The 17,344-nt window shown below is 66.7% G+C and carries 26 protein-coding genes and 1 pseudogene; 15 read left to right on the forward strand and 12 right to left on the reverse strand.

From position 1 onward, the window contains the following. Window positions 1-16: 16 nt before the first annotated feature. From E4V01_RS07750 to E4V01_RS07770, 5 genes are all read right to left on the reverse strand, one after another. Window positions 17-442 (reverse strand): hypothetical protein, encoded by a 426-nt coding sequence (locus E4V01_RS07750; RefSeq protein ID WP_135297950.1) that lies wholly within the window; start codon window positions 440-442, stop codon window positions 17-19. Next, entirely contained in the window at window positions 439-660 is a 222-nt protein-coding gene (locus E4V01_RS07755) for a hypothetical protein (protein ID WP_135297951.1), read from the reverse strand. Before E4V01_RS07755 ends, E4V01_RS07750 begins: the two co-directional genes overlap by 4 nt. Window positions 661-678: 18 nt before the next feature. Next, window positions 679-1,644: a site-specific integrase gene (locus tag E4V01_RS07760; protein ID WP_135297952.1), complete on the reverse strand. Its 966-nt coding sequence runs from the start codon at window positions 1,642-1,644 to the stop codon at window positions 679-681. 85 nt (window positions 1,645-1,729) lie between these two features. Continuing rightward, the gene (locus E4V01_RS07765) at window positions 1,730-1,990 is read right to left on the reverse strand and encodes a hypothetical protein (RefSeq protein WP_135297953.1); all 261 of its coding nucleotides are present in this window, start codon (window positions 1,988-1,990) and stop codon (window positions 1,730-1,732) included. Next, window positions 1,987-2,250 (reverse strand): hypothetical protein, encoded by a 264-nt coding sequence (locus tag E4V01_RS07770; protein ID WP_135297954.1) that lies wholly within the window; start codon window positions 2,248-2,250, stop codon window positions 1,987-1,989. Before E4V01_RS07770 ends, E4V01_RS07765 begins: the two co-directional genes overlap by 4 nt. Window positions 2,251-2,757: 507 nt before the next feature. Here E4V01_RS07770 and E4V01_RS07775 point away from each other — a divergent pair. Then, window positions 2,758-3,018: a hypothetical protein gene (locus E4V01_RS07775; RefSeq protein WP_135297955.1), complete on the forward strand. Its 261-nt coding sequence runs from the start codon at window positions 2,758-2,760 to the stop codon at window positions 3,016-3,018. Between the two features lie 350 nt (window positions 3,019-3,368). Here the strand turns inward: E4V01_RS07775 and E4V01_RS07785 are convergent, their stop codons facing one another. The 7 genes from E4V01_RS07785 to E4V01_RS07815 form a co-directional block, all read right to left on the reverse strand. Continuing rightward, entirely contained in the window at window positions 3,369-3,944 is a 576-nt protein-coding gene (locus E4V01_RS07785; protein WP_135297957.1) for a hypothetical protein, read from the reverse strand. Between the two features lie 203 nt (window positions 3,945-4,147). Continuing rightward, complete coding sequence (locus tag E4V01_RS07790) at window positions 4,148-4,426, reverse strand: hypothetical protein (RefSeq protein WP_135297958.1); 279 nt, start codon at window positions 4,424-4,426, stop codon at window positions 4,148-4,150. Window positions 4,427-5,167: 741 nt separating this feature from the next. After that, window positions 5,168-6,214: a helix-turn-helix domain-containing protein gene (locus tag E4V01_RS07795; RefSeq protein WP_193763164.1), complete on the reverse strand. Its 1,047-nt coding sequence runs from the start codon at window positions 6,212-6,214 to the stop codon at window positions 5,168-5,170. Between the two features lie 354 nt (window positions 6,215-6,568). Further along, window positions 6,569-7,420 carry an MT-A70 family methyltransferase gene (locus E4V01_RS07800; RefSeq protein ID WP_245517467.1) on the reverse strand — a complete coding sequence of 284 codons (852 nt, stop codon included), beginning with the start codon at window positions 7,418-7,420 and terminating at the stop codon, window positions 6,569-6,571. A 71-nt stretch (window positions 7,421-7,491) separates the two neighbouring features. Then, window positions 7,492-7,776 (reverse strand): hypothetical protein, encoded by a 285-nt coding sequence (locus E4V01_RS07805; RefSeq protein WP_153227043.1) that lies wholly within the window; start codon window positions 7,774-7,776, stop codon window positions 7,492-7,494. A gap of 11 nt (window positions 7,777-7,787) precedes the next feature. After that, entirely contained in the window at window positions 7,788-8,453 is a 666-nt protein-coding gene (locus tag E4V01_RS07810; protein WP_135297961.1) for a hypothetical protein, read from the reverse strand. Further along, entirely contained in the window at window positions 8,450-8,632 is a 183-nt protein-coding gene (locus E4V01_RS07815; protein ID WP_135297962.1) for a hypothetical protein, read from the reverse strand. The genes E4V01_RS07810 and E4V01_RS07815 overlap by 4 nt, the downstream gene beginning before the upstream one ends. Window positions 8,633-8,790: 158 nt before the next feature. Between E4V01_RS07815 and E4V01_RS07820 the strand changes: the two genes are divergently transcribed. The 14 genes and pseudogenes from E4V01_RS07820 (at window position 8,791) to E4V01_RS07880 (ending at window position 17,251) form a co-directional block, all read left to right on the forward strand. Beyond that, complete coding sequence (locus E4V01_RS07820; RefSeq protein ID WP_135297963.1) at window positions 8,791-9,072, forward strand: hypothetical protein; 282 nt, start codon at window positions 8,791-8,793, stop codon at window positions 9,070-9,072. Window positions 9,073-9,602: 530 nt separating this feature from the next. Then, window positions 9,603-10,217, forward strand: coding sequence for a helix-turn-helix domain-containing protein (locus tag E4V01_RS07825; protein ID WP_193763165.1), 615 nt, complete (start codon window positions 9,603-9,605; stop codon window positions 10,215-10,217). Between the two features lie 142 nt (window positions 10,218-10,359). Continuing rightward, complete coding sequence (locus E4V01_RS07830) at window positions 10,360-10,665, forward strand: hypothetical protein (protein WP_135297965.1); 306 nt, start codon at window positions 10,360-10,362, stop codon at window positions 10,663-10,665. Further along, window positions 10,662-11,051, forward strand: a complete 390-nt coding sequence (locus tag E4V01_RS07835; RefSeq protein ID WP_135297966.1) for a hypothetical protein — start codon at window positions 10,662-10,664, stop codon at window positions 11,049-11,051. The genes E4V01_RS07830 and E4V01_RS07835 overlap by 4 nt, the downstream gene beginning before the upstream one ends. Then, on the forward strand, window positions 11,048-11,488 hold the full coding sequence (locus E4V01_RS25625) for a hypothetical protein (RefSeq protein WP_193763166.1): 441 nt from the start codon (window positions 11,048-11,050) through the stop codon (window positions 11,486-11,488). Before E4V01_RS07835 ends, E4V01_RS25625 begins: the two co-directional genes overlap by 4 nt. Then, window positions 11,485-11,781: a hypothetical protein gene (locus E4V01_RS07845; RefSeq protein ID WP_135297967.1), complete on the forward strand. Its 297-nt coding sequence runs from the start codon at window positions 11,485-11,487 to the stop codon at window positions 11,779-11,781. The genes E4V01_RS25625 and E4V01_RS07845 overlap by 4 nt, the downstream gene beginning before the upstream one ends. Then, complete coding sequence (locus E4V01_RS07850) at window positions 11,778-12,179, forward strand: hypothetical protein (RefSeq protein ID WP_135297968.1); 402 nt, start codon at window positions 11,778-11,780, stop codon at window positions 12,177-12,179. Before E4V01_RS07845 ends, E4V01_RS07850 begins: the two co-directional genes overlap by 4 nt. Beyond that, the gene (locus tag E4V01_RS07855) at window positions 12,169-12,396 is read left to right on the forward strand and encodes a hypothetical protein (RefSeq protein WP_135297969.1); all 228 of its coding nucleotides are present in this window, start codon (window positions 12,169-12,171) and stop codon (window positions 12,394-12,396) included. Before E4V01_RS07850 ends, E4V01_RS07855 begins: the two co-directional genes overlap by 11 nt. Further along, window positions 12,393-13,130, forward strand: a complete 738-nt coding sequence (locus E4V01_RS07860) for a hypothetical protein (RefSeq protein WP_135297970.1) — start codon at window positions 12,393-12,395, stop codon at window positions 13,128-13,130. Before E4V01_RS07855 ends, E4V01_RS07860 begins: the two co-directional genes overlap by 4 nt. Then, a complete protein-coding gene (locus E4V01_RS25630; RefSeq protein ID WP_193763167.1) occupies window positions 13,130-13,498 on the forward strand; it encodes a hypothetical protein in 369 nt (122 codons plus the stop codon). Before E4V01_RS07860 ends, E4V01_RS25630 begins: the two co-directional genes overlap by 1 nt. Before the next feature lie 139 nt (window positions 13,499-13,637). Beyond that, window positions 13,638-13,817 (forward strand): annotated as a pseudogene (locus E4V01_RS26675) (helix-turn-helix domain-containing protein); the annotation flags it as partial. A 20-nt stretch (window positions 13,818-13,837) separates the two neighbouring features. Then, a complete protein-coding gene (locus tag E4V01_RS07870; protein WP_135297972.1) occupies window positions 13,838-15,025 on the forward strand; it encodes a site-specific integrase in 1,188 nt (395 codons plus the stop codon). A 385-nt stretch (window positions 15,026-15,410) separates the two neighbouring features. Then, the gene (locus tag E4V01_RS07875; protein ID WP_060771764.1) at window positions 15,411-16,142 is read left to right on the forward strand and encodes a LuxR family transcriptional regulator; all 732 of its coding nucleotides are present in this window, start codon (window positions 15,411-15,413) and stop codon (window positions 16,140-16,142) included. Between the two features lie 473 nt (window positions 16,143-16,615). Continuing rightward, the gene (locus E4V01_RS07880; RefSeq protein ID WP_135297973.1) at window positions 16,616-17,251 is read left to right on the forward strand and encodes an acyl-homoserine-lactone synthase; all 636 of its coding nucleotides are present in this window, start codon (window positions 16,616-16,618) and stop codon (window positions 17,249-17,251) included. Window positions 17,252-17,344 lie beyond the last annotated feature (93 nt).

A 17,344-nucleotide genomic window follows, 5' to 3' on the forward strand; every position in this document is an offset into this window, starting at 1 on the left:
TCAGAGCAGGATCAGTCTAGGCCCGAACGGGCCGATTGGCGATAGCGTCGGGCATCAGGTCCAGAGCGACCTCGGCGCGGCCCGCCTCGTCGTCGACGAGGATGTAAACGTGCAGCTCGCGCGCCCCGGCGTCCCAGGCCCGGCCGCGCCAGGCTGGGCCTGCCGAGTCCGGAGCGACGTCGATGATGCTGGCGAACCCGTCGGCCGCGCGCGCAACGGCGAAGGCGAGCCCGGCGCCGGCGCGCACGGGCCAATGGATGTCCAGCTCGTGCACCTGGACGACGTAGCGGCGCCCCGATCGGCCCCGCCAGGCGCTCAGACTGACCGAGCCGGGTCGATCGAGGTTCCAGCCCCGCAGGCGCTCTTCCCGGATCTCCGGAGGCGTGGCGCGGTCGGCCTGCAAGTCGCTGCGGGCTTGGCGCCATGCGAGCTGGCGCCTCACCGGACGTTGACCCGCGTCCAGGTGCGGGGACAGCCCTCGCACTTCACCCGCTCCATGACGATGCCGCGGCACGTCGAGTAGCCCACTGTGCGGGCCATCCCATCTTCGTGCTGTTGCTCGCAGATGCAGGGGAGCCGGCGCTTGGCGATGATCATCTCGCCCACGTCGACGTGCGCCCCGGCGACCTTCGTCGCCGGCGCGTTGGCTCGCTGTGTCACAGGCGATTCCCGGAGATGTCAGAGGAAGCCGTCGCCGGCGTGGTTCCTGAACAGCTCGCCGTCCTCGATGTAGCCGAGGGTCGTTTCGAGCTTGGCGTGCCGCATCTGCCGGGCGGTGAGCCGGAGATCGGCGCCGGCGTCGCCGGCGGATGTGGCGAAGCCCCGGCGCGTCGAGTGACCGCCGATGACGTTCGGATCGAGCCCAGCGGCCTCGCACCGGGCCTTGAGGATGCGGGCGAACTGGCCGGCGCTGAGCCGGTCGGCCGAGAGCTTGCCGCGATCGGCGCCGCGGAACACCGCGCCCTCTGTGATGCCGGAGGCCTTCAGCCAGGCATCGACCGCGGCCGGCACCTTCAGCTTGCCGTCCGGCACCGAAACCGTCTGGCCCTTGCCGGTTTGGTCCGTCTTCGAGCGCTGGAGTCGGATGAGGAGGCCCTTCCGGTGGCGCTCGATGTCCGGAACGTCGAGGGCGACCAATTCGGAGCGCCGGAGCGCCGCGCCGAACGCCAACAGGATCAGCGCCCTGTCGCGAACCGCAGCTAGGTCCTGGCCCCGCGTCTTCCGGATGACCTGGACGATCAGCTCGACCGTGAGGGCCTTCTTCTTGTTCGGCCGGCGCCCGAGGGTGTTGCGGATCCCGGCGAGGACCTGGCGCACGTCCTCGCGCCCGGTCGGGCTGTCATGCCCCTGCATCCGATGCGCCAGCGCGATCGCGGCGGTGCGCCGGTTGATCGTCGAGACGTTCCGGCCAAGCCCGGCCAGATGGGTGAGGTAGCGCGCGACCGTCAGGCCGAGCGCCGGGCAGGCCGTGAGCCCGTGGCTCGTGCAGAAGGCCTCGAAATCGCGCCAGTCGCTCGCGTAGGCCTTCTGGGTCGCGGCCGACCTCGACGCCGCCGCGAACCCGCGGACGGCTTGGTCGAGGTCCTGAAGCTCGGCGAGTGCTACCGCGCCGCCGGTGATCGGGGCTGGAAGATTATCGTGCATCCGATGTGGCCCCGTTCGGGTGCACTAGAACGGCAGTTATCGTGCATCCGCGCTCATCGGCGCCGAGCCGGCCCGAGGCGGAATTTCAGGGGCTGATTTGCCCCGCATCTTCGCATCGAGCTGACCCCCAGATGGTCGGGCTGCGATGGAAGGTCCGGCCCTCGGCTTCGAGCGAGGCCGCGATCGCCGCGCGCTTGGCCCGCTCGCGGCTGACCGCGTCGCGTTCTTGGTGTTCGGCGAGGGTGCACAACCCGTCGGCCCGGGCATCGAGGTCGCCAGCCATGGAGCGGAGTTTCGCCGCATCCTGGCGCAGCTCGTTGGCGAAGCCGCGAAGATCCCGGCTCAACGCCGTGGCCCTCGCGTGGCGCAGATGATCATGTGGCCGCGGCCGGTGATGACGGAAGCCGGCAGCACGGTCTTTCTGTCGTTAGCGACGGCGGCACCGATCACTCCGACACGGGCGCGATCGGCGAGCTGCTGCAACCGGCCGAGCAGCTCGTCCAGGTCGGCGTGCGGCTTCTCGAAGTTCCGGTCGCCCAGGCGGATGCGTTGGCCGTCGCGCACGAGCGCGTCCAGCTCACCGGCGAGAGCCGAGAGGTCGATCATGATGCTGCTGGGGGGCTGGCCCGGGCGCCGAGCGCGTGGGCTGGAAATGGAAACGCCCCGCGACCGTTACCGGCCCGGGGCGCAATTCCTCAGTCGGCCGAACTGTATCGGTTCGACTGCGCAGTCGTCAACATCCGCGAAGCGACGGAGTAAGCCGGTTCAAGTGAGGAGGACCGTGCCGCAGCAGGCCCCGGTTTGCCATCGAGATATACCACGATCAATCGCGGCATCTCGTAGTTCGCCATATGTTGCCTGGAACCTATGGTGAGGGGCTGCTTGCGACTCTCTGTGGACATCGGACCAGCGATCGAGCGCACTCGGCCCTACATCAGGTTCTGGTGGCGGACGGGGGCCCAGAGGATCGGCGGGCCGCCGCCAGGATGACGACTGCGGTCAGTGCAAAATGCCGACGTTTTGCAAACCAACGCACCGGCCAAAGGCTGTACAACTTTTGATAGTTATTGCAGCCTCAATCTCTCGGCGAATCCCCGCCGTCGGAGACGCAGCATGGTCCTCACCAATCCGACCACGGAACAGGACGGCGAGAGTTCCGATGGCCTGCATGAACGCGCCCTGACCGAAGCCACAGACGGTCTGAAAGGGATCCGCGACGAATGTCCGTCCGCCGAGCCTGTCTACCCTGCGAACGGGAGCGTCGAGGCGCACGAGGCCTGGGCCTTCGACTCCGCATCCTACGAGCGCGCCCAGACCGCGCAGGATGCTCTTGATCGCGTCGATGCGATCATGGGCGGCCAGCCACTGCCTTAATCGGCGTTCCATGTGTTGAGGGTCGACCGCTCAGGAGCTTCCGACCGTTTGACTCAACGAGGCTCGTCGGAATCGCGGCTGCGTGCTACGTTTGTTCTCATGTCCCGCCGCCGCTCGAAACGCTTCCTCTCTGAGGGAGAGAAACAAGCCTTCCTGGCGGAGGCCGGCAAGCTGCGGGCCGCATGTGTCAGGATGCACACGCGAGGCCCGATCCGGGATCCCCTCTACGCCTCCATCTCGCACCTGATGCAGGCGATCGACGCCGTGGCCGAGGTCGTGACAGGCAACCGCGCGCACTTCCACATCGTGCAGCACAGCGCGACGCCCCATCTGGTGAACTTCCAGGGGGCTCAGGCGACCGCGGCCGGAGAGGTTGTATCGTTGCCGGCCCTGGGCGCCGCCGGCGTCGGCCGCTGCGGCGGCGAGTAGCCCCACAGCTCGGCGAGCGCACCGAGTCCGCGGCGCAAGCGATCGAGGGCGACCGCGTTGGCGGCATGAACGTTGTTGCAGCCGACCGCCCGGCCTGCCTCTTCGAGATCCGCCTCGAGGCAAACCACGGCGTTGACCACCTTCCAATCACCCGCGTGCATCGCGGCCTCGGCGAGCCGTAGGGTGCGCCGGTTGCTCTCCATGGTTTCGGAGATCGGCACCCGGCTCGACGGATGGCCGCCGCCGGTGCTGTTCAGGTCATTCGCGGCAAAACCGGACAGGCCGCCGAGATAGTAGTGGTTGCGGAGCTTGTCGCCGGCATCGTGGAGCTGGCTGTTGCGCGCGCCGTCGTCATCCAGGCGCCCGCGGGAATGGAGACGATCGAGCGGCGCCGAGGCGAGGCGGATCACACCCTCGATGCCGAAGGGCGACGCCTTGCCGATGATCTGTGTCTGGCGGGTGCCGAGCTGCATCGCCACCGTGACACCGGCTTGCATCAGCCGTTCCGGCGTCGGGCCGTTCTCTGAAAGCGTGTGCGTGGGAACTTGCTTCAACGCTGCCCTGCCGGCGAGCGTAACAGGCTTGGACTTGCGACGACCGGACACCGAAAGCACCCCTATCAGGGCAGTCTCTGTCGCTGCCTGTACGCGAGGCGTCGAGCCCGGTTGCACCACTGTCAAGAGTCTAAAACGGTGCCGCTTCAAACCACCAAGTTACTGTCGCGTTCCAGCGACCGCTCAAGGTTCAACAGCATGGTGATGCGCTGCATCGCGGCCTGTCGGTGGCGAAGCGCGGATGTATAGGGCAGGCCGCGCCGGCCACACACGTCACGGAAGGACTCGCCTTTAGCCTCGCACCAGACCCACAGCTTCACCGCTCGCCTATGGTCCGGATCTTCGACGAAGCGATCCGGCCACCGAAGCGGCTTGTCATGCCATGGATTCGGAAAGCGTCGGTCGGCCTGCTGCGCCATGATCATCCATCGCGCGACCTCCCCCTCTGTCAGCGACATCGCCCAACATGCACCCACCACTGCCCGGTCACAGGTTGTAAATGGGAATTAAGGGTTAGCGGTGAGGCGCGATAGCACAGTCCACGGCGATGGCGTTGTGGAACGAAAGAGCCTTGCCTCAGAACCTCCAACCTCACTCCAAAAGAGTTGGCTTGGGCCACGATGCGGTATCGAAAGATATAAAAATTACTATGATCTATAATTGTCAATTAGATCGCACAAAAATAAAACATAGGTTTATTAGAAATTTCTTGTAATTATTTCAAAAATATCTATCTAATAATCACGGATAGCAATCTTGAATTGCTGCAGGAAATATTATGACTCTGTCTCCGGCTCTGTACAAAGTCTTGTTAGAACATCCGTGCCCGTACTGCGGAACACATCATGCAAAGACTGGCAGGTGGTTTGCGACAGTTACAAAATATCAATGCGATCATTGCGACGCCACAATACACTTATCTTACTTGAAGAAAGTCGATATATTTTTCGCACATAGAAAAAATGAATTCAACCAAAATGATTTATAGTCACAATTATATCTATAGATCGATTCAAATATGAGCAGGGGTAGAACGATTTTAGGATTTTGGCTGGTGTGAAGGGCAGCAACTCATTGGATGCCGGCGTTAATCATGTAAAGTCGGGCCACAAGTGTTCACCATCTGCGGCCCTCCAGCTGAGCGAAAGGCGGATGACCCTTCCGCTTCACGCCGCCCGCACCCCGTCGGCCGCTACCGGCCATTCGCTCGGGAAGTACCAGCCTGAATTGACGTAGCCGGCCTTCGACGTCGTCGCGCACCGGCCCTCACCCCGCGCCCGGCGGAAAGCCATCCAGGCGTTCCAGGCCGGCGTACCCTCTTCGACGAACACGCGGGTCGCCGCGATCGCCGCGGCCGGCGGTGCGCTGGGCCGAGCGTTCTCGAATCGGCGGGTGCGCAGCCAGGTGTGCAGCGCCTTTGCCGAGCGGCCCGGATGCTTGGCGAGGTGCGCCGCGTAGGTTCCGGCCGCGCTCACGGCGAGGTCGCGATCGGCCGGAGGCAATGCGGCGAAGATCCGCTCGGCCATGCTGCGGTCGGCATCCAGGCGTCCGCCTTCGGGGAAGGCCGCCCAGAGCCGGGCGAATTGCTCGGCCGCCGGCCCCGTAAGCCGTCCTGGTGGCGATCGCCCGGCTTGGAGGATGCGCTCGGCCGATGCCGATGGGGGATTACCCCGGAATTGTTTTTGAACCACGCCTGCCCCCCCACCGGGGGGATGGGGGGATTCTTTTCTGACGGTTGAATCTGACGGATTCTCTATGGGGGTGACAGGGGAGTCACCCTCCCCGGTGACAACGTTGTCACCCTCCCCGGTGACAGACGGGCACCCCTCGGCCGAAATTTGGGGTGTCCCAAAGTCACCCCTCAAGCTAGGCTTTCCCGATCCTGCGCCGTTCTGGTCACCCCTCACCGAGCGTTCGTTCCGCCCGGGCACGTCCACGTCCGGCAGATGCAGGATGTAGCTGTTGGCCCGCTGCCGCCCGGACTTCGGGCAGTGGCCGTTCTGGATGGTGATGACGTCGAGATCCTGGAGCACCCGAAGCTTGCGCTGCACCGATCGCTCCGACTGCGAGCAGGCCTGCGCGAGCTGCTTGATCTTCGGGTGCGCCTCCCCGGTGTGCCGGTCGGCATAGTCGGCCAGCACCATGGCGACGAGCTTGGCCACGCCGTCGGGGATGTCTTGTTTGATGACCCAGGAAATCGCTTCGATCGACATGGTGGGCGCCTCTTGGCGGGCCCTTTCAGGCAAAGGGGGAGCGTTGCGCCGCGAAGCCTGTCCGGCTCCGGGCACGCGAAAGCCCATCGCCGGAATCGCGGGTCGCGCGCGGCGTTGGGCTGATTGAGGGGAGGGGGAGACCGCCGGCCGAGCCCGACGGATCGGGCAAAGCTTCGCCGGTCGCCTGCCAAGGGGGGCCTTGAACAGGGCACGAGCGAGAGGCTGCGCAGAATCGGAGGTGCGCCGCCCGGGGGCAAGCGGGCGCAGTTCGCCGATTCAGCGCGCGACGGCGGTCATCGTTCCGGGGAAGGTGAGGGGGCCCGCGGATGGGCGGGCGCAGGCGGAGGAGCGGTCTCATTCCGCCGCCACCGCCATCGAGGGCGACTCGATGTAGAGGTTGGTGAAGTCCGGCCGCGCCTGGCGCTGGAAGCCCTCGCCGTAGGGCGGGAAGCTCGCCGCGCGCACGAGGTCGTAGAACGCCTCGGGCTTCTCGCTGTGCTCGCCCACCGGGCCGGCGAAGTGGTTCGGCAGGTCCTGGCGCCGGACCATGAGGCCGCCGCGCACTCCGAACACCACGAACTCCTCGATGGTGCGGAAGTAGCGGCCCATGGAGAAATGCGGCTTCTTCCAGCCGATCACCGTCTTGAAGTCGTACCCCCAGGCGCCGGCCAGCTCGATCGCGATCGCGAGGAACGGCCCGGGCGCGTGGATGTAGATGTGCCCCTCGTCCAGGCCCCAGGCCGGGACCGGCATGGCGCGCAGCGCGTCGACGCTCATGGTGGCGTAGGGCGGGCGCTGCCCCTCCGAAACGCTCTCGTCCTCCCAAGGCGGGTCGAACGCGAGCGTCAGGAATCGGCCCGCGACCGGGCGCAGCCGCGCCACGCGGGCCTCGTCCTGGAGCCGAAGCATCTTCCGGTGCGCGCCGTCGACCTTGCTCGAGGCCTCCATGTCGGCGACCACCTTGGCGTACCGATCCGGGTCGGCCGCGTGCGCGGCGTAGATCTCGCGGATCTTCTGGACCGTGCGTCCGGAGACGCCGGCGAGCCGCCCGATCACGTCCAGCGAGCGGCCCGAACCCTGGTGAAATTTCACATGGGTCCGGCCGGCTTTCATGCGCGCCGTCGCCGCCTCGGCTTCCTCGGCCTCGAGCGCGCGCCGGACCCGTTCGATGTCACGCGGATTCAGCAACGGCGCACGGTTACGCATGATCACGCCCGATAGGAATCGATTCGGATTCGGAGTCTGGACTTGGCGGGAGGGAGCATCCCGCCGGCCGCTCATGTGCGGCGGCGCGCCGTAAAGCCCGGGGGCCGGTTCGTCAGGCGCCGGGCGGGTTCTGTAAGGCCGAACAGGTCGGATGGCGGGGGTGCGCCCGCTTGGGGCTCCGCGCGGAACGCCGGCTTCTCGCCGGTGAACCGCCCGCGCTCGTCGGTGATGACGAAACCATCCGGCCAGTGCTTGCGGGCGTAGAAGACCGGGCCGGGGAAGCCGAAGCAGCCATCCTCGCCGCAGCCGCACGCACACCGCGGGATCTCCCGCTCGCGGGCGGGGGGCCGATACATCTTGGGCGGGCTCATAGCGCCCCCCCGAAGCTGATCCCGCAGAACGACCACCGCCCGGTGTTCTCGGCCATCGCGGCGCGGACGCGCGCCAGCTCATTCTCGAGATGGGCTTGGTCGGCGAGGATTCGCGCGCCGGCGAGCCACCGCTCATCCGCGTCGGGCATCACCACCGCCAGCAGCTCGGGCCCGTAGGCGATGATGCAGAGCAGGAAGTTGCGCCCGTTGGGCAGGCTCTCCCGCACCAGCATCTTGTTGACGCTGTCGAAGGGAATCCCGGTGAGCGCCGCGCATTGCTCGGCCGGCTTGTGCGGGTGCCGGGCGCGGATGAACTGCGCGAAGGCCTCCGGCCGCACCGTGAGACGCCGGGGAACGGGCCGCGGCGTCATCCCGATTCCGCCGTCCGGTCGGGAATTGGCCGGACACGCTTCCGCGGGCGGCCGAGGGGCCGCGAGGAGGGGATCATGCCCGGGCGGAAGCACCGCATCGAGCGCGGCCGTCAGCGCCGACACCGCCGCGGCGGCTTCCTCGGGCAGGGCCTGGACCCGGGCGAGCGCCGCTGCGAGCTGCGCCCCCATCGCCTCGCCGGCCTCTGCCGTGCCGCGCAGCGCGGCGTCGGCATAGTCGGCCACGCCGGCATAGAGGTCCGAGAACCAGGACGATGGGGCGGGTTCGCTCATCGCGCCCTCGCCGCGATCAGGAACAGCACCGATGCGGCCGCTGCCGCCAGGGCGATGCGTCCAGCCTCGACGAGGGCGCGGCCGCGCTGGCGCGACCGGAGGGCGGAATCGAGTCGAAGGATCAGCGGCAGCGCCGCAATCAGGATCACAAAAGCCAGGACGAGGGCCGGGATACGCATCACAACGCTTTCAGGAGGGGCCCCGGGTGACTGGCTTCGGTCATCGCGCGCCCCCGGCGACTATTGCGGGGCTGCGCAGATGTCCGGAGGCTATGAGGGTGGGGAATCGGGCGGCAACCCGATTCCCCGCGCCGACGCCCATGCCTCTGGAGACATTCATGAACGACGACGGACTCGAAGAGCGTCTCGCGACGCTCGAGCGACAATTCTGGATGGAGAAGGGGCGCTCGAAGGTGATGCACCGGGCCATCGGCACCTTGCTGGTCGACCTGAGGTGGAGAGATCCGGAATTGCTGGCTTCCGTGTTGCAATCGTTGGAGGCCGAACCGCCTGTTGCGCTCCACAAAGCAGCCCGGGATGCATATTCGAAGGGCCACGCCGAGGGGCTGCTGGAACTGCGCAAGCGGATTGCCGAGATCAAGGAAGGCCAGCGCATCTAACCGCCCGAGACCATGCGGCGGAGTTCCTCCGTCGTGTCGTCCTCGTACCTTTTCATCATGCGCGGCAGGGCAGCGATGAAAGCCCGACGCCGACGATGATCCCGGTAGGCGTGCGCGGCAGTGACCGCGACCGCCGCCGCGCCGAATGCGACTCCCAAGCCGCTAAATAGAAGGGGGAGGTGAGTCGCGCGCATCAAGCTACCTTCTCTGCGCCTGTTGCCGATGGAGCAACAGGTGTCGAAGCCCGTTCGGTAATGTCTGCGAAGTCATTGGGCGTCACTAAGCCCGCCGTGATGTGCGATATGACCGACAAAGCTTTGCGGCGCGGCGTTCTAGTGCCGTACCTCCACTTCTCGACTGTTTTCTTCGAGCACGTTTCACCTTGAGGAAGGCGAGACGCGACCGCCGCCGCGAAGGTCGCGTCGTCATGGTCGTTCGCGCTCATCCATTCTCGAAGTTTCATGAGTCGAGTCCTGCTGCCACCAACTCCCCCGCTTTGGGGGATCGAGTCAAGTGGGCTGCCCCCCAACATGTCGGAAGACGCATCGCAGGCCTGTGAGCAAAGTCCTGCAGTGATGCAGCACAATCTCAAAATCCTACGGAAGCGGCGCGGCTGGCGCCTCCAGGACGCGGCCGAGGCGTTCGGTCTATCGTCTAAGGGCTACGAGAAGATCGAATCGGGCGAACGTCGCCTGTCTGCGGATCGTATTTCGCAGGCGGCTCAGATTTATGGTGTTGCCCTCTCCGAGATTATTTCTGCCAGTCATGAAATCCCAGTCGTGGGAACTGTGTCTCATGGCGGCACTGTGCACTACGCGAGTAGCGGGGATATCAACTGCGTAGCGCCTCGTCCAAATGATGCAACTTCTGAGACCGTAGCCCTATTGGTGGACAAGGGGGTCTCTGTGCCGGGTATCGCCATCGAGAATTACTTCATTTATCATGACGAAAAGCGAGTTGGCGTCCCAAGCGAGCACTTAGAGAAGCTCTGCTTTGTTCAAATTGAGGGTGGTGATATCCTCATTCGACGGATTTATCCCGGCTCAAGTCCGGATGTGTTCGATTTGGTCGGGATGGGGTTTGAAACGTTGCGAGATAAGCGGGTCGCTTGGAGCGCGCTAATGACGTGGCTCAAGCCGAGGTAGCACGAGACTTAATCCCCCGAGAGCCGTTCACCGGCGGCCTGGAAGTCCGCCGAGCTCAACGGTCAATTCCCCCGATATGGGGTTGATTTTCCCCCGGTTTGGGGGAATTATTGCGCCGCCGCACATGCGGTGGAGCCTGGCAATGTCGTTTCATCACAGCGCCCATCCCCATGCCGGCCGCCGGGTAACGGTCGCGTCCGGCTCCTTTGCCGGCACCACGCCCGAGGTGGTCGATTGGTACGACCGTGTGACCGGCCGGCCGTGGAGTGAAAGCGGCGTCGAGGACGCCCGCACCCACCGCTTCGCCTTCCGCGCTGCCTACGACCGCCTGCCGCTCGATCAGGAAGTGGTGCTCGTCCACTTCCACAACGGCGATCGCGTGCTCCTCCACGCCACCGAGCTGGGCGATCCGGCCCATGCCCTCGCGCCGATCGCCGCGCGATCATGAGCCGGCACGTCCTCGTCGACTTCAATCACTGCCGGATCGTGCTCGGGTTCGACCACCCGCTGCGCTCGCTGTTTGGCCAGGTGTTCGACCCGTCCCGTGATGAAGGCACCGCGATCGATGGTTGGCCGACGTCTTCCGGTCTCGGCGGGCGCCGCCCGATCGTTAGCGCAGGCCAGTTCGAGGCGGATCTCACCGAGCTTTCCATGTGGGCGCTCAACTGCGAGCGCCTGCCTCACAGCCTCTGGCTGGGCGGGGCCTGGAACCGCCTGAAGGGCTTTCAGCAGATCCTTCATGCCGAATGGCGAGGCGGCGAGGATCTGTTCAGCTTTCCGCCGCCGGAAAACCTGCGCGGCCCCCTTCATCCGATTCCGAAGGTGCGGTCATGAGCAACGCCGCCGACATTCTCTCGGCCGATGTGCGCGCCGCCGCCACCGCGATCGCCAACGCCCGCGCTGGCCGGCGCGGTATCCCGGCGGTCACGAACATCCTCGACGTGCTGCCGGAGGATCTCTTCGCCGAACTGGTCGAGGATGCACGGTCGGCCATGGGCGCGGCGGACGCCGCCCGCCACGCCGCCGCGAACACACCGAAGCCGCGCCGCCGCGGCCCGGTTCGCGAGAGCGACGCCGAGGCCCTGCGCCTCGATCTCGGCGCCGGCACGCTCCTGATCCTCACCCGTGATCGCGCCAGCCGCGCCTCAGCGGCGCTGTCGGCCGCCGGCGCCGAGACCGCGCTCCTCGAGCACGACGAAGCGCACGCCCTGTGGCTCGCCGTCGCGGCCTGCCTCCGAACCTTCCCCGACGAACAGGAGCCGACCTCGTGATCCAGCGCGACCGCATCAAGCCCGTCGAGCCCCTGGCCCGGAGCCTCGTCCGCAAGCCGGCCGCCGCACGGGCGAGCCGGAACGCCGCGATCGCCGCCCTGAAGGCGGACGGCGATTTTCCCTTCGATGACATCGAGGACTCGATCGACCTCGTCCTGTCGCGCACGGCGCAGCTCGTCGTCGCCGCCGCCTCGGAGGAACCGTGGGCGCTCGGCCTCGGCCACCTTCGGGACATCGTGGCGTTCTGCGTGGTCACCGCCGGCATCATCTACGGCTGGGGTATCCTGTCGTGAGCCGCCCGGCTGCCTTCGTCGCCGACCTTGTGAGGTGGGAAGGCTGGAGCGCCGTCGATGTGGCCGTCGTCGGCATCGGCATCGACCTCGGCAGCATCCACTACTTCTTCGAGCAGGTCGGGTTCCCGCCCGGCCTCGATCAGTACACCGCCGCGCCGGTCCTCGCCCCGGCGGTGCTGATCCTGCCCTGCCGCCGGCCGCTCCACCCGGAGCGCGACCTCGACGTCGCCGGCGAGGCCGCGTTCGATCTCTTCGAGCGCTGCGTCCGTGACCAGCTCGCCGCCGGCGCCGCGCCCGCGATCAAGGAAACGATCGCCCTACGCCTCGCCGATCTGTCGGACGCCGTCACCGCCAGCTTCGAGCCCGGCGAGCCGGAGGCGCCCGCCGATGGTCTATGATTCGATCCGCCAGCGCTACCCGGGCGCGCCCTGCGCCCTCGGCGTCCGCGTGCGCCTCACGGAGACCGGTGAGGCCGGCACCATCGCCCCGCGCCGCGCCGGCGACAACGGCCTTCGGGTGAAGGTGGACGGCCGCTTCCTCCCCGTCGTCTGCGACCCGCGCCACGTCGAGTACTTGCGCGCGCCCGTGGTCGCGATCGGGGAGGGGCGCCGGTGATCTCCGTCGCGCCCCCGATCGGCGTGGCCGACGTGCCCGGTGGCTACCTCGTGAGCCTGCCGCCGCAGCTCGCTCTCGTCCTGTCGCTGCGCCGCGCCTTCCGCAAGGTGCGCGCCGCGGCCGAGCCCTGGACCTACTTCGTGCCGGGCCCGGCCAAGCGGCTCGGCGAATGGCTTGCCGAGGTCGAGCTGCGCGCCCTCACCGAGCGCCGCCGGCGGGCCTGGAGCGCCAACGACGCCGAGTGGGCGGGCGCGATCGCGCCGGCGCCCGCGGCCGAGGCGACCGCCCCCATCCCGTTCATCGTCTCGCTGCCGAAGAAGCGCACGGCCCGCCCGGTCCTGGAACTGCTGCAGCACCTGGCCGCCGGCGAGATCCTGATCGCCGAGTCCGGCCGCTTCGACCTTCACCCCTCCGGACGGCCGATCCCGGCCGGCGTCGCTCGCCGCGCCATCGAGCAGCGCCTGATCGTCCCGAGCTGCGACGGGCTGCTCGGCCCGGAATGGTCGCAGAGCTGGCGCGCCCCCAAGCAGGAGGAAACCGATGCAGCAGCGGAGCGAAGCCGCCCGGATCGCCCTGAGGCAGGTGCAGCAGGGAAGGCTGATCGACCCTCGGCGGTACGAGGCGCTGCGACACGCCGGCCTCGTCGATCAATGCCGACGGGGCTTCAAGGCGCGGCGGTGGCTGACGGAAGCCGGCGAGCGGTTCCTCGCCGAAACGTAGCGGGAGAGGCCTGATGCCGATCTCCCGCGAACGGCAGAAGCTCTATCCCGGCGGATCGATCCGCTCGATCGCGTGGAAACGGGGCGTGCGCGCCCCGATCCTGCAGCGCTCGGGCAACCGCTGCGAGGGCACCCCACAGCGGCCGAACTGCCCTGCACGAGAAGGTGAGCGGCATCCGGATACGGGATCGATCGTCGTCCTCACGGTCGCGCACCTGGATCAAGATCCGGGCAACAACGACCCGGCCAACCTCGCGGCCCTCTGCCAGCTCTGCCACAACCGGTGGGACCAAGCGTCCCGCACCAAGAACGCCAAAGCCACGCGCGCGCGAAAGCTCGGCGAGGGCACTCTCGATCTGTTCATGTGCGAGGCACTGCAATGAGCGCTTCGCCCGCGCCCGCCGTCGATCCGTCCATGGACCGACCGGACTCTCGCTTGTTTGCCCGCGCGGTTCTCGCCGCCGGCGGCGATGCCACCGAACGGACCTTCACCGGCGGATCGAGCGGGGAGGGCGGGAAGCCGTGAGTGCTACCGGAGAACGCCCGCTCTACGACTTCGAGCAGACGGCGCAGTACCTCGGCGTCTCGAAGCGAACCCTCCACTCGCTCGTAAGCAACGGGCTCATCAGCTACATCGCCGTCGGTTTGGGCTTGAAGCGCCGCCGTAAGATGTTCGACCCTGAGGATCTGGCTCGGTTTCGCGAGCGCCAGCGGAGGACTGAATGTCCGTCTACAAGCGGCCCGGGGCGGAGACGTGGTCCTACGACTTCAAGCTCCGAGGTCGTCGATTTTCAGGCTCTACGGGCGCAACGACGCGCCGCGAGGCAGAGCGCATCGAGAACCGGGAACGTGAGGCCGCCCGCTCGACCCTGAAGGAAGAGCGGTCGCGCGCCTCAGCGCCGATGACGTTTGAGGTCGCCGCCTCGCGCTACTGGACCGAGGTCGGGCAACATCACGCGGGGGGCGGGGATGATACCCTGTGGTCCCTGGCGTGGCTCAAGCAGCACGTCGGCCCCAAGCGCGGGCTTTCCGAGATCGACGACAAGCTCGTCGCCGGCATCGTTGCGATCCGGCGTGGTGAGGCGGTGCGATCCGGTCAGAACCGGAAGAAGAGCACGCCGGCGAAGCCCGCGCGCCTGGTCTCGAACGCAACCGTCAACCGCACCGTCACCGAGCCGCTGCGCAAGATCCTGAACCGTGCCCGACGCACATGGAAGGAGACGGTCGCGGACATCTCATGGCGCGACCACCTCCTGCGCGAGCCGCGGGAGCGCGTGCGCGAGTTGCGGGACGAAGAGGAGGCGCGGCTGTTCGCGACCCTGCGGCCCGATTATCAGCCGGTGATCCGGTTCGTGCTCATGACCGGCTTGCGGCTTGGGGAGGTCTGGCGACTGCGTTGGGAAGACGTCGATTTCGGCGGGCGGCAGATCACCGTGCTCGGCAAGGGCTCGAAGATCGCGACGATTCCTTTGACACCCGACATGCGCGAGTTGCTGTGGCCCCTGCGCGGGCATCATCCGGATGCCGTCTTCACCTACGAGGTCGCCCGCACGCGCGAAGGCCGGGTACGCGGCGAGCGCCTGCCAATGACGCGATCCGGGCTGCAAACCGCCTTCCGCCGGGTGCTGCCGCAAGCCGACATCGAGAACTTCCGCTTCCACGACAACCGGCACACGGCCGCCACGCGCCTGCTGCGGTCGGGTGCCAACCTCAAGATCGTGCAGCGGCTCCTCCGTCACGAGGACATCGGCACGACGACGAAGTACGCCCACGTCACGGACGACGATGTGATGGAGGCGATGCAGCGTGCATCAGAGCGTGCGCGGGCCGCGCAAGCAGCTCTCGAAGCCGCGAGTCCCACGGAAAATACCACGGAAGAAGCGGAGAAGACGAAAACTGTAATGAGATGAGGAGTTTGTCGGGAGAGACTATCAATCCCCCAGACAGGTGCGCTACCGGGCTGCGCTACACTCCGATGCCCTTACGGCCCGCGGCTCATAGCGGTCCGTTTCGGACAGCGCAAGCCCTTCCGCGGACGCTGAACCGCGAGGCGCGCTCCCCCACCACGCGGAGGCGAGCTGTGCACGAGCGCGCGCCGACCCTCGAAACTTGATTCAGCGCATTGCTTGGCCGCACGGTGTCGCGCAGGACGGCGGACGGGGAGGGGGCGCCGGCCCCTTGTGTCGTGATTCCGCGCAGGCAACAGCAAGACAACTTCAACGAAATTTATGAGCGCTCTTCTCAAAGACGTACCAACGACTTATCGTGATGAGAGTGCGATGATTTTGCCGGGCCATGTCTAGAAAATCACTTGACCTGACGTTGGAGATTCTGAAGTCGCTCGATCGAGCGCATTCGCGTGAGGATATCCTGCGGGCCATCATGCCGCGGCTCAACGCGCTGGGCATCGAATACGTCATCTCGGCTATGATTCCGCTGAAACGCCTGCCTGCGCGAACACAGAAGAATTATGTTATTTTAGAAAATACTTCCGACGAGTGGAACCGGCTCTACTTCTCGAAAGGCTATATGTATACTGACCCGATCGTGCAGGCGACTCTGTCGAGCACGACGGGCTTCCGCTGGTCGGAGATCGAACCGGCCGCCGTGCTCGACCCCCGCTCGCGGCAGGTGATGAATGAGGCCGGCGAGTTCGGCCTCGGCGACGGCTTCACCGTGCCGCTCGCCACGCTGGAGGAGGAGCGCGGCGGCCTCACCTTCGCGGGCCGGCAGCTCGATATCAGCCCGGGACAGCGCGGGATGCTCACCCTGCTCGCCTCCTACGTGGTCGGGCAGACGCTGCTCATGGACAATGGCCCCAGCGAACGCAAAATGGGACTGACCCCGCGCGAGCGCGAGAGCCTGCAATGGGTCGCCGAGGGCAAGACCGATTGGGAGATCGGCGAGTTGATGGGCATCTCGCGGCACGGCGTCGATTTCCACCTGCGCTCCGCCCGGGTGAAACTCGGCTGCGTCTCACGGACGCAAGCGGTGGCCGAGGGGTTCAGGCGCGGCCTGATCATCTGAGCGGACCAGACTGCGTCCCCGTCGAACCGCCTACCTCGGGTCGAAAGAGCCCCCTCCAAAGGGTGAGCCGTGGCGCGACCGAAGTACCGAGTGCGGCGTGCTTTCGAAAAAAGGCAATGCACGATTGCATGTCCGGTGCATCGCGCCCGGTCCGATATCCGGATCGCGGCACGGGGCGACGGCGTCGGCCGGCGCGCGGACGCGATGGAGGATCGTGCGTCACCGATCATGACGACGGTGGGTATGAGCCGTTTCGCCGCCGGCTGTCGGCACGTTCTGTATTGTTCCGGACATTCAATCCAAGATAGAGATATTGGCAGCGCGATTCGCGAGAGCGCTCGAGCAATCGCTCGCGGACGGACTTGATTCCCGAACGGCAAAACGCCGATCGAACGAAAACCTACGGGTTCTCGTAGTGCCGCGGCACGACTGAATTTGGGACGACCACTTCAGGTTTCTGAAGAGGTGTTCCGATGATCCATGTCGTGACCGCTGAAAACATGCAGGACTATGCTGGTGCGCTCGATCAGGCCTTCCGACTGAGACACCGTGTCTTCGTCGAAGAACTGGGCTGGTCCAACCTCGCCCGCCCGGACCGGCGCGAGATCGACGAGTTCGACGACGAGCACGCCATCCACCTCCTCGCCCTCGACGAAACCGATTCCGTCATCGGTTACTCGCGCCTGTTGCCGACGACCCGGCCCTACCTGCTGCCGATGGTGTTGCCGCAGCTTTGCGAAGGGGCGGCACCGTCGGGCGCGCATATCGTTGAATGGGGCCGCATCTGCGTCGCGGAATGCGCGCGGACCTCGGGCCGGCGGCTCAACCCGACGGCCCTGGCCCTGATGACGGCCATCGTCGAATGGGGACTGCCGCGGGGGATCACCAGCTTCATCTCCGAAATGCCGACGAGCTGGATCCTGCGCCTCCTGCAACTGCACCTGCGCGCGATGCCCCTCGGCCTCCCTCACGAGATCGAGGGTGAGGAGATCGTCGCGGTCGAAGCGGCCTTCGACGGCCGCTCGCTGCGCCAGCTCCAGATCAAGCGCAGCGACATCCGCTCGGTGCTGGCCCCGCCGCGGGCCAGCCTCGCCCGGCTCGCCTCCTGACGGACGCGGCGACGGGTGCGCCGCATCCGTCGCCGGACATCGGCACCGCGATCCGGCCGCCACGGCAGGACGCAGACACCACAGGCCTGACGC

Source organism: Methylorubrum sp. Q1 (genome assembly GCF_004683995.1).
GTDB lineage: Bacteria > Pseudomonadota > Alphaproteobacteria > Rhizobiales > Beijerinckiaceae > Methylobacterium.

Bases quoted from the DNA above. Each gene is read 5' to 3' on its own strand.
- E4V01_RS07760 (WP_135297952.1), bottom strand. From the start codon at position 1,644: ATGCACGATAATCTTCCAGCCCCGATCACCGGCGGCGCGGTAGCACTC.
- E4V01_RS07770 (WP_135297954.1), bottom strand. From the start codon at position 2,250: ATGATCGACCTCTCGGCTCTCGCCGGTGAGCTGGACGCGCTCGTGCGC.
- E4V01_RS07775 (WP_135297955.1), top strand. From the start codon at position 2,758: ATGGTCCTCACCAATCCGACCACGGAACAGGACGGCGAGAGTTCCGAT.
- E4V01_RS07785 (WP_135297957.1), bottom strand. From the start codon at position 3,944: ATGCAAGCCGGTGTCACGGTGGCGATGCAGCTCGGCACCCGCCAGACA.
- E4V01_RS07790 (WP_135297958.1), bottom strand. From the start codon at position 4,426: ATGATCATGGCGCAGCAGGCCGACCGACGCTTTCCGAATCCATGGCAT.
- E4V01_RS07795 (WP_193763164.1), bottom strand. From the start codon at position 6,214: ATGTCGATCGAAGCGATTTCCTGGGTCATCAAACAAGACATCCCCGAC.
- E4V01_RS07800 (WP_245517467.1), bottom strand. From the start codon at position 7,420: ATGCGTAACCGTGCGCCGTTGCTGAATCCGCGTGACATCGAACGGGTC.
- E4V01_RS07805 (WP_153227043.1), bottom strand. From the start codon at position 7,776: ATGTATCGGCCCCCCGCCCGCGAGCGGGAGATCCCGCGGTGTGCGTGC.
- E4V01_RS07810 (WP_135297961.1), bottom strand. From the start codon at position 8,453: ATGAGCGAACCCGCCCCATCGTCCTGGTTCTCGGACCTCTATGCCGGC.
- E4V01_RS07815 (WP_135297962.1), bottom strand. From the start codon at position 8,632: ATGCGTATCCCGGCCCTCGTCCTGGCTTTTGTGATCCTGATTGCGGCG.
- E4V01_RS07820 (WP_135297963.1), top strand. From the start codon at position 8,791: ATGAACGACGACGGACTCGAAGAGCGTCTCGCGACGCTCGAGCGACAA.
- E4V01_RS07825 (WP_193763165.1), top strand. From the start codon at position 9,603: ATGTCGGAAGACGCATCGCAGGCCTGTGAGCAAAGTCCTGCAGTGATG.
- E4V01_RS07830 (WP_135297965.1), top strand. From the start codon at position 10,360: ATGTCGTTTCATCACAGCGCCCATCCCCATGCCGGCCGCCGGGTAACG.
- E4V01_RS07835 (WP_135297966.1), top strand. From the start codon at position 10,662: ATGAGCCGGCACGTCCTCGTCGACTTCAATCACTGCCGGATCGTGCTC.
- E4V01_RS25625 (WP_193763166.1), top strand. From the start codon at position 11,048: ATGAGCAACGCCGCCGACATTCTCTCGGCCGATGTGCGCGCCGCCGCC.
- E4V01_RS07855 (WP_135297969.1), top strand. From the start codon at position 12,169: ATGGTCTATGATTCGATCCGCCAGCGCTACCCGGGCGCGCCCTGCGCC.
- E4V01_RS25630 (WP_193763167.1), top strand. From the start codon at position 13,130: ATGCCGATCTCCCGCGAACGGCAGAAGCTCTATCCCGGCGGATCGATC.
- E4V01_RS07870 (WP_135297972.1), top strand. From the start codon at position 13,838: ATGTCCGTCTACAAGCGGCCCGGGGCGGAGACGTGGTCCTACGACTTC.
- E4V01_RS07875 (WP_060771764.1), top strand. From the start codon at position 15,411: ATGTCTAGAAAATCACTTGACCTGACGTTGGAGATTCTGAAGTCGCTC.
- E4V01_RS07880 (WP_135297973.1), top strand. From the start codon at position 16,616: ATGATCCATGTCGTGACCGCTGAAAACATGCAGGACTATGCTGGTGCG.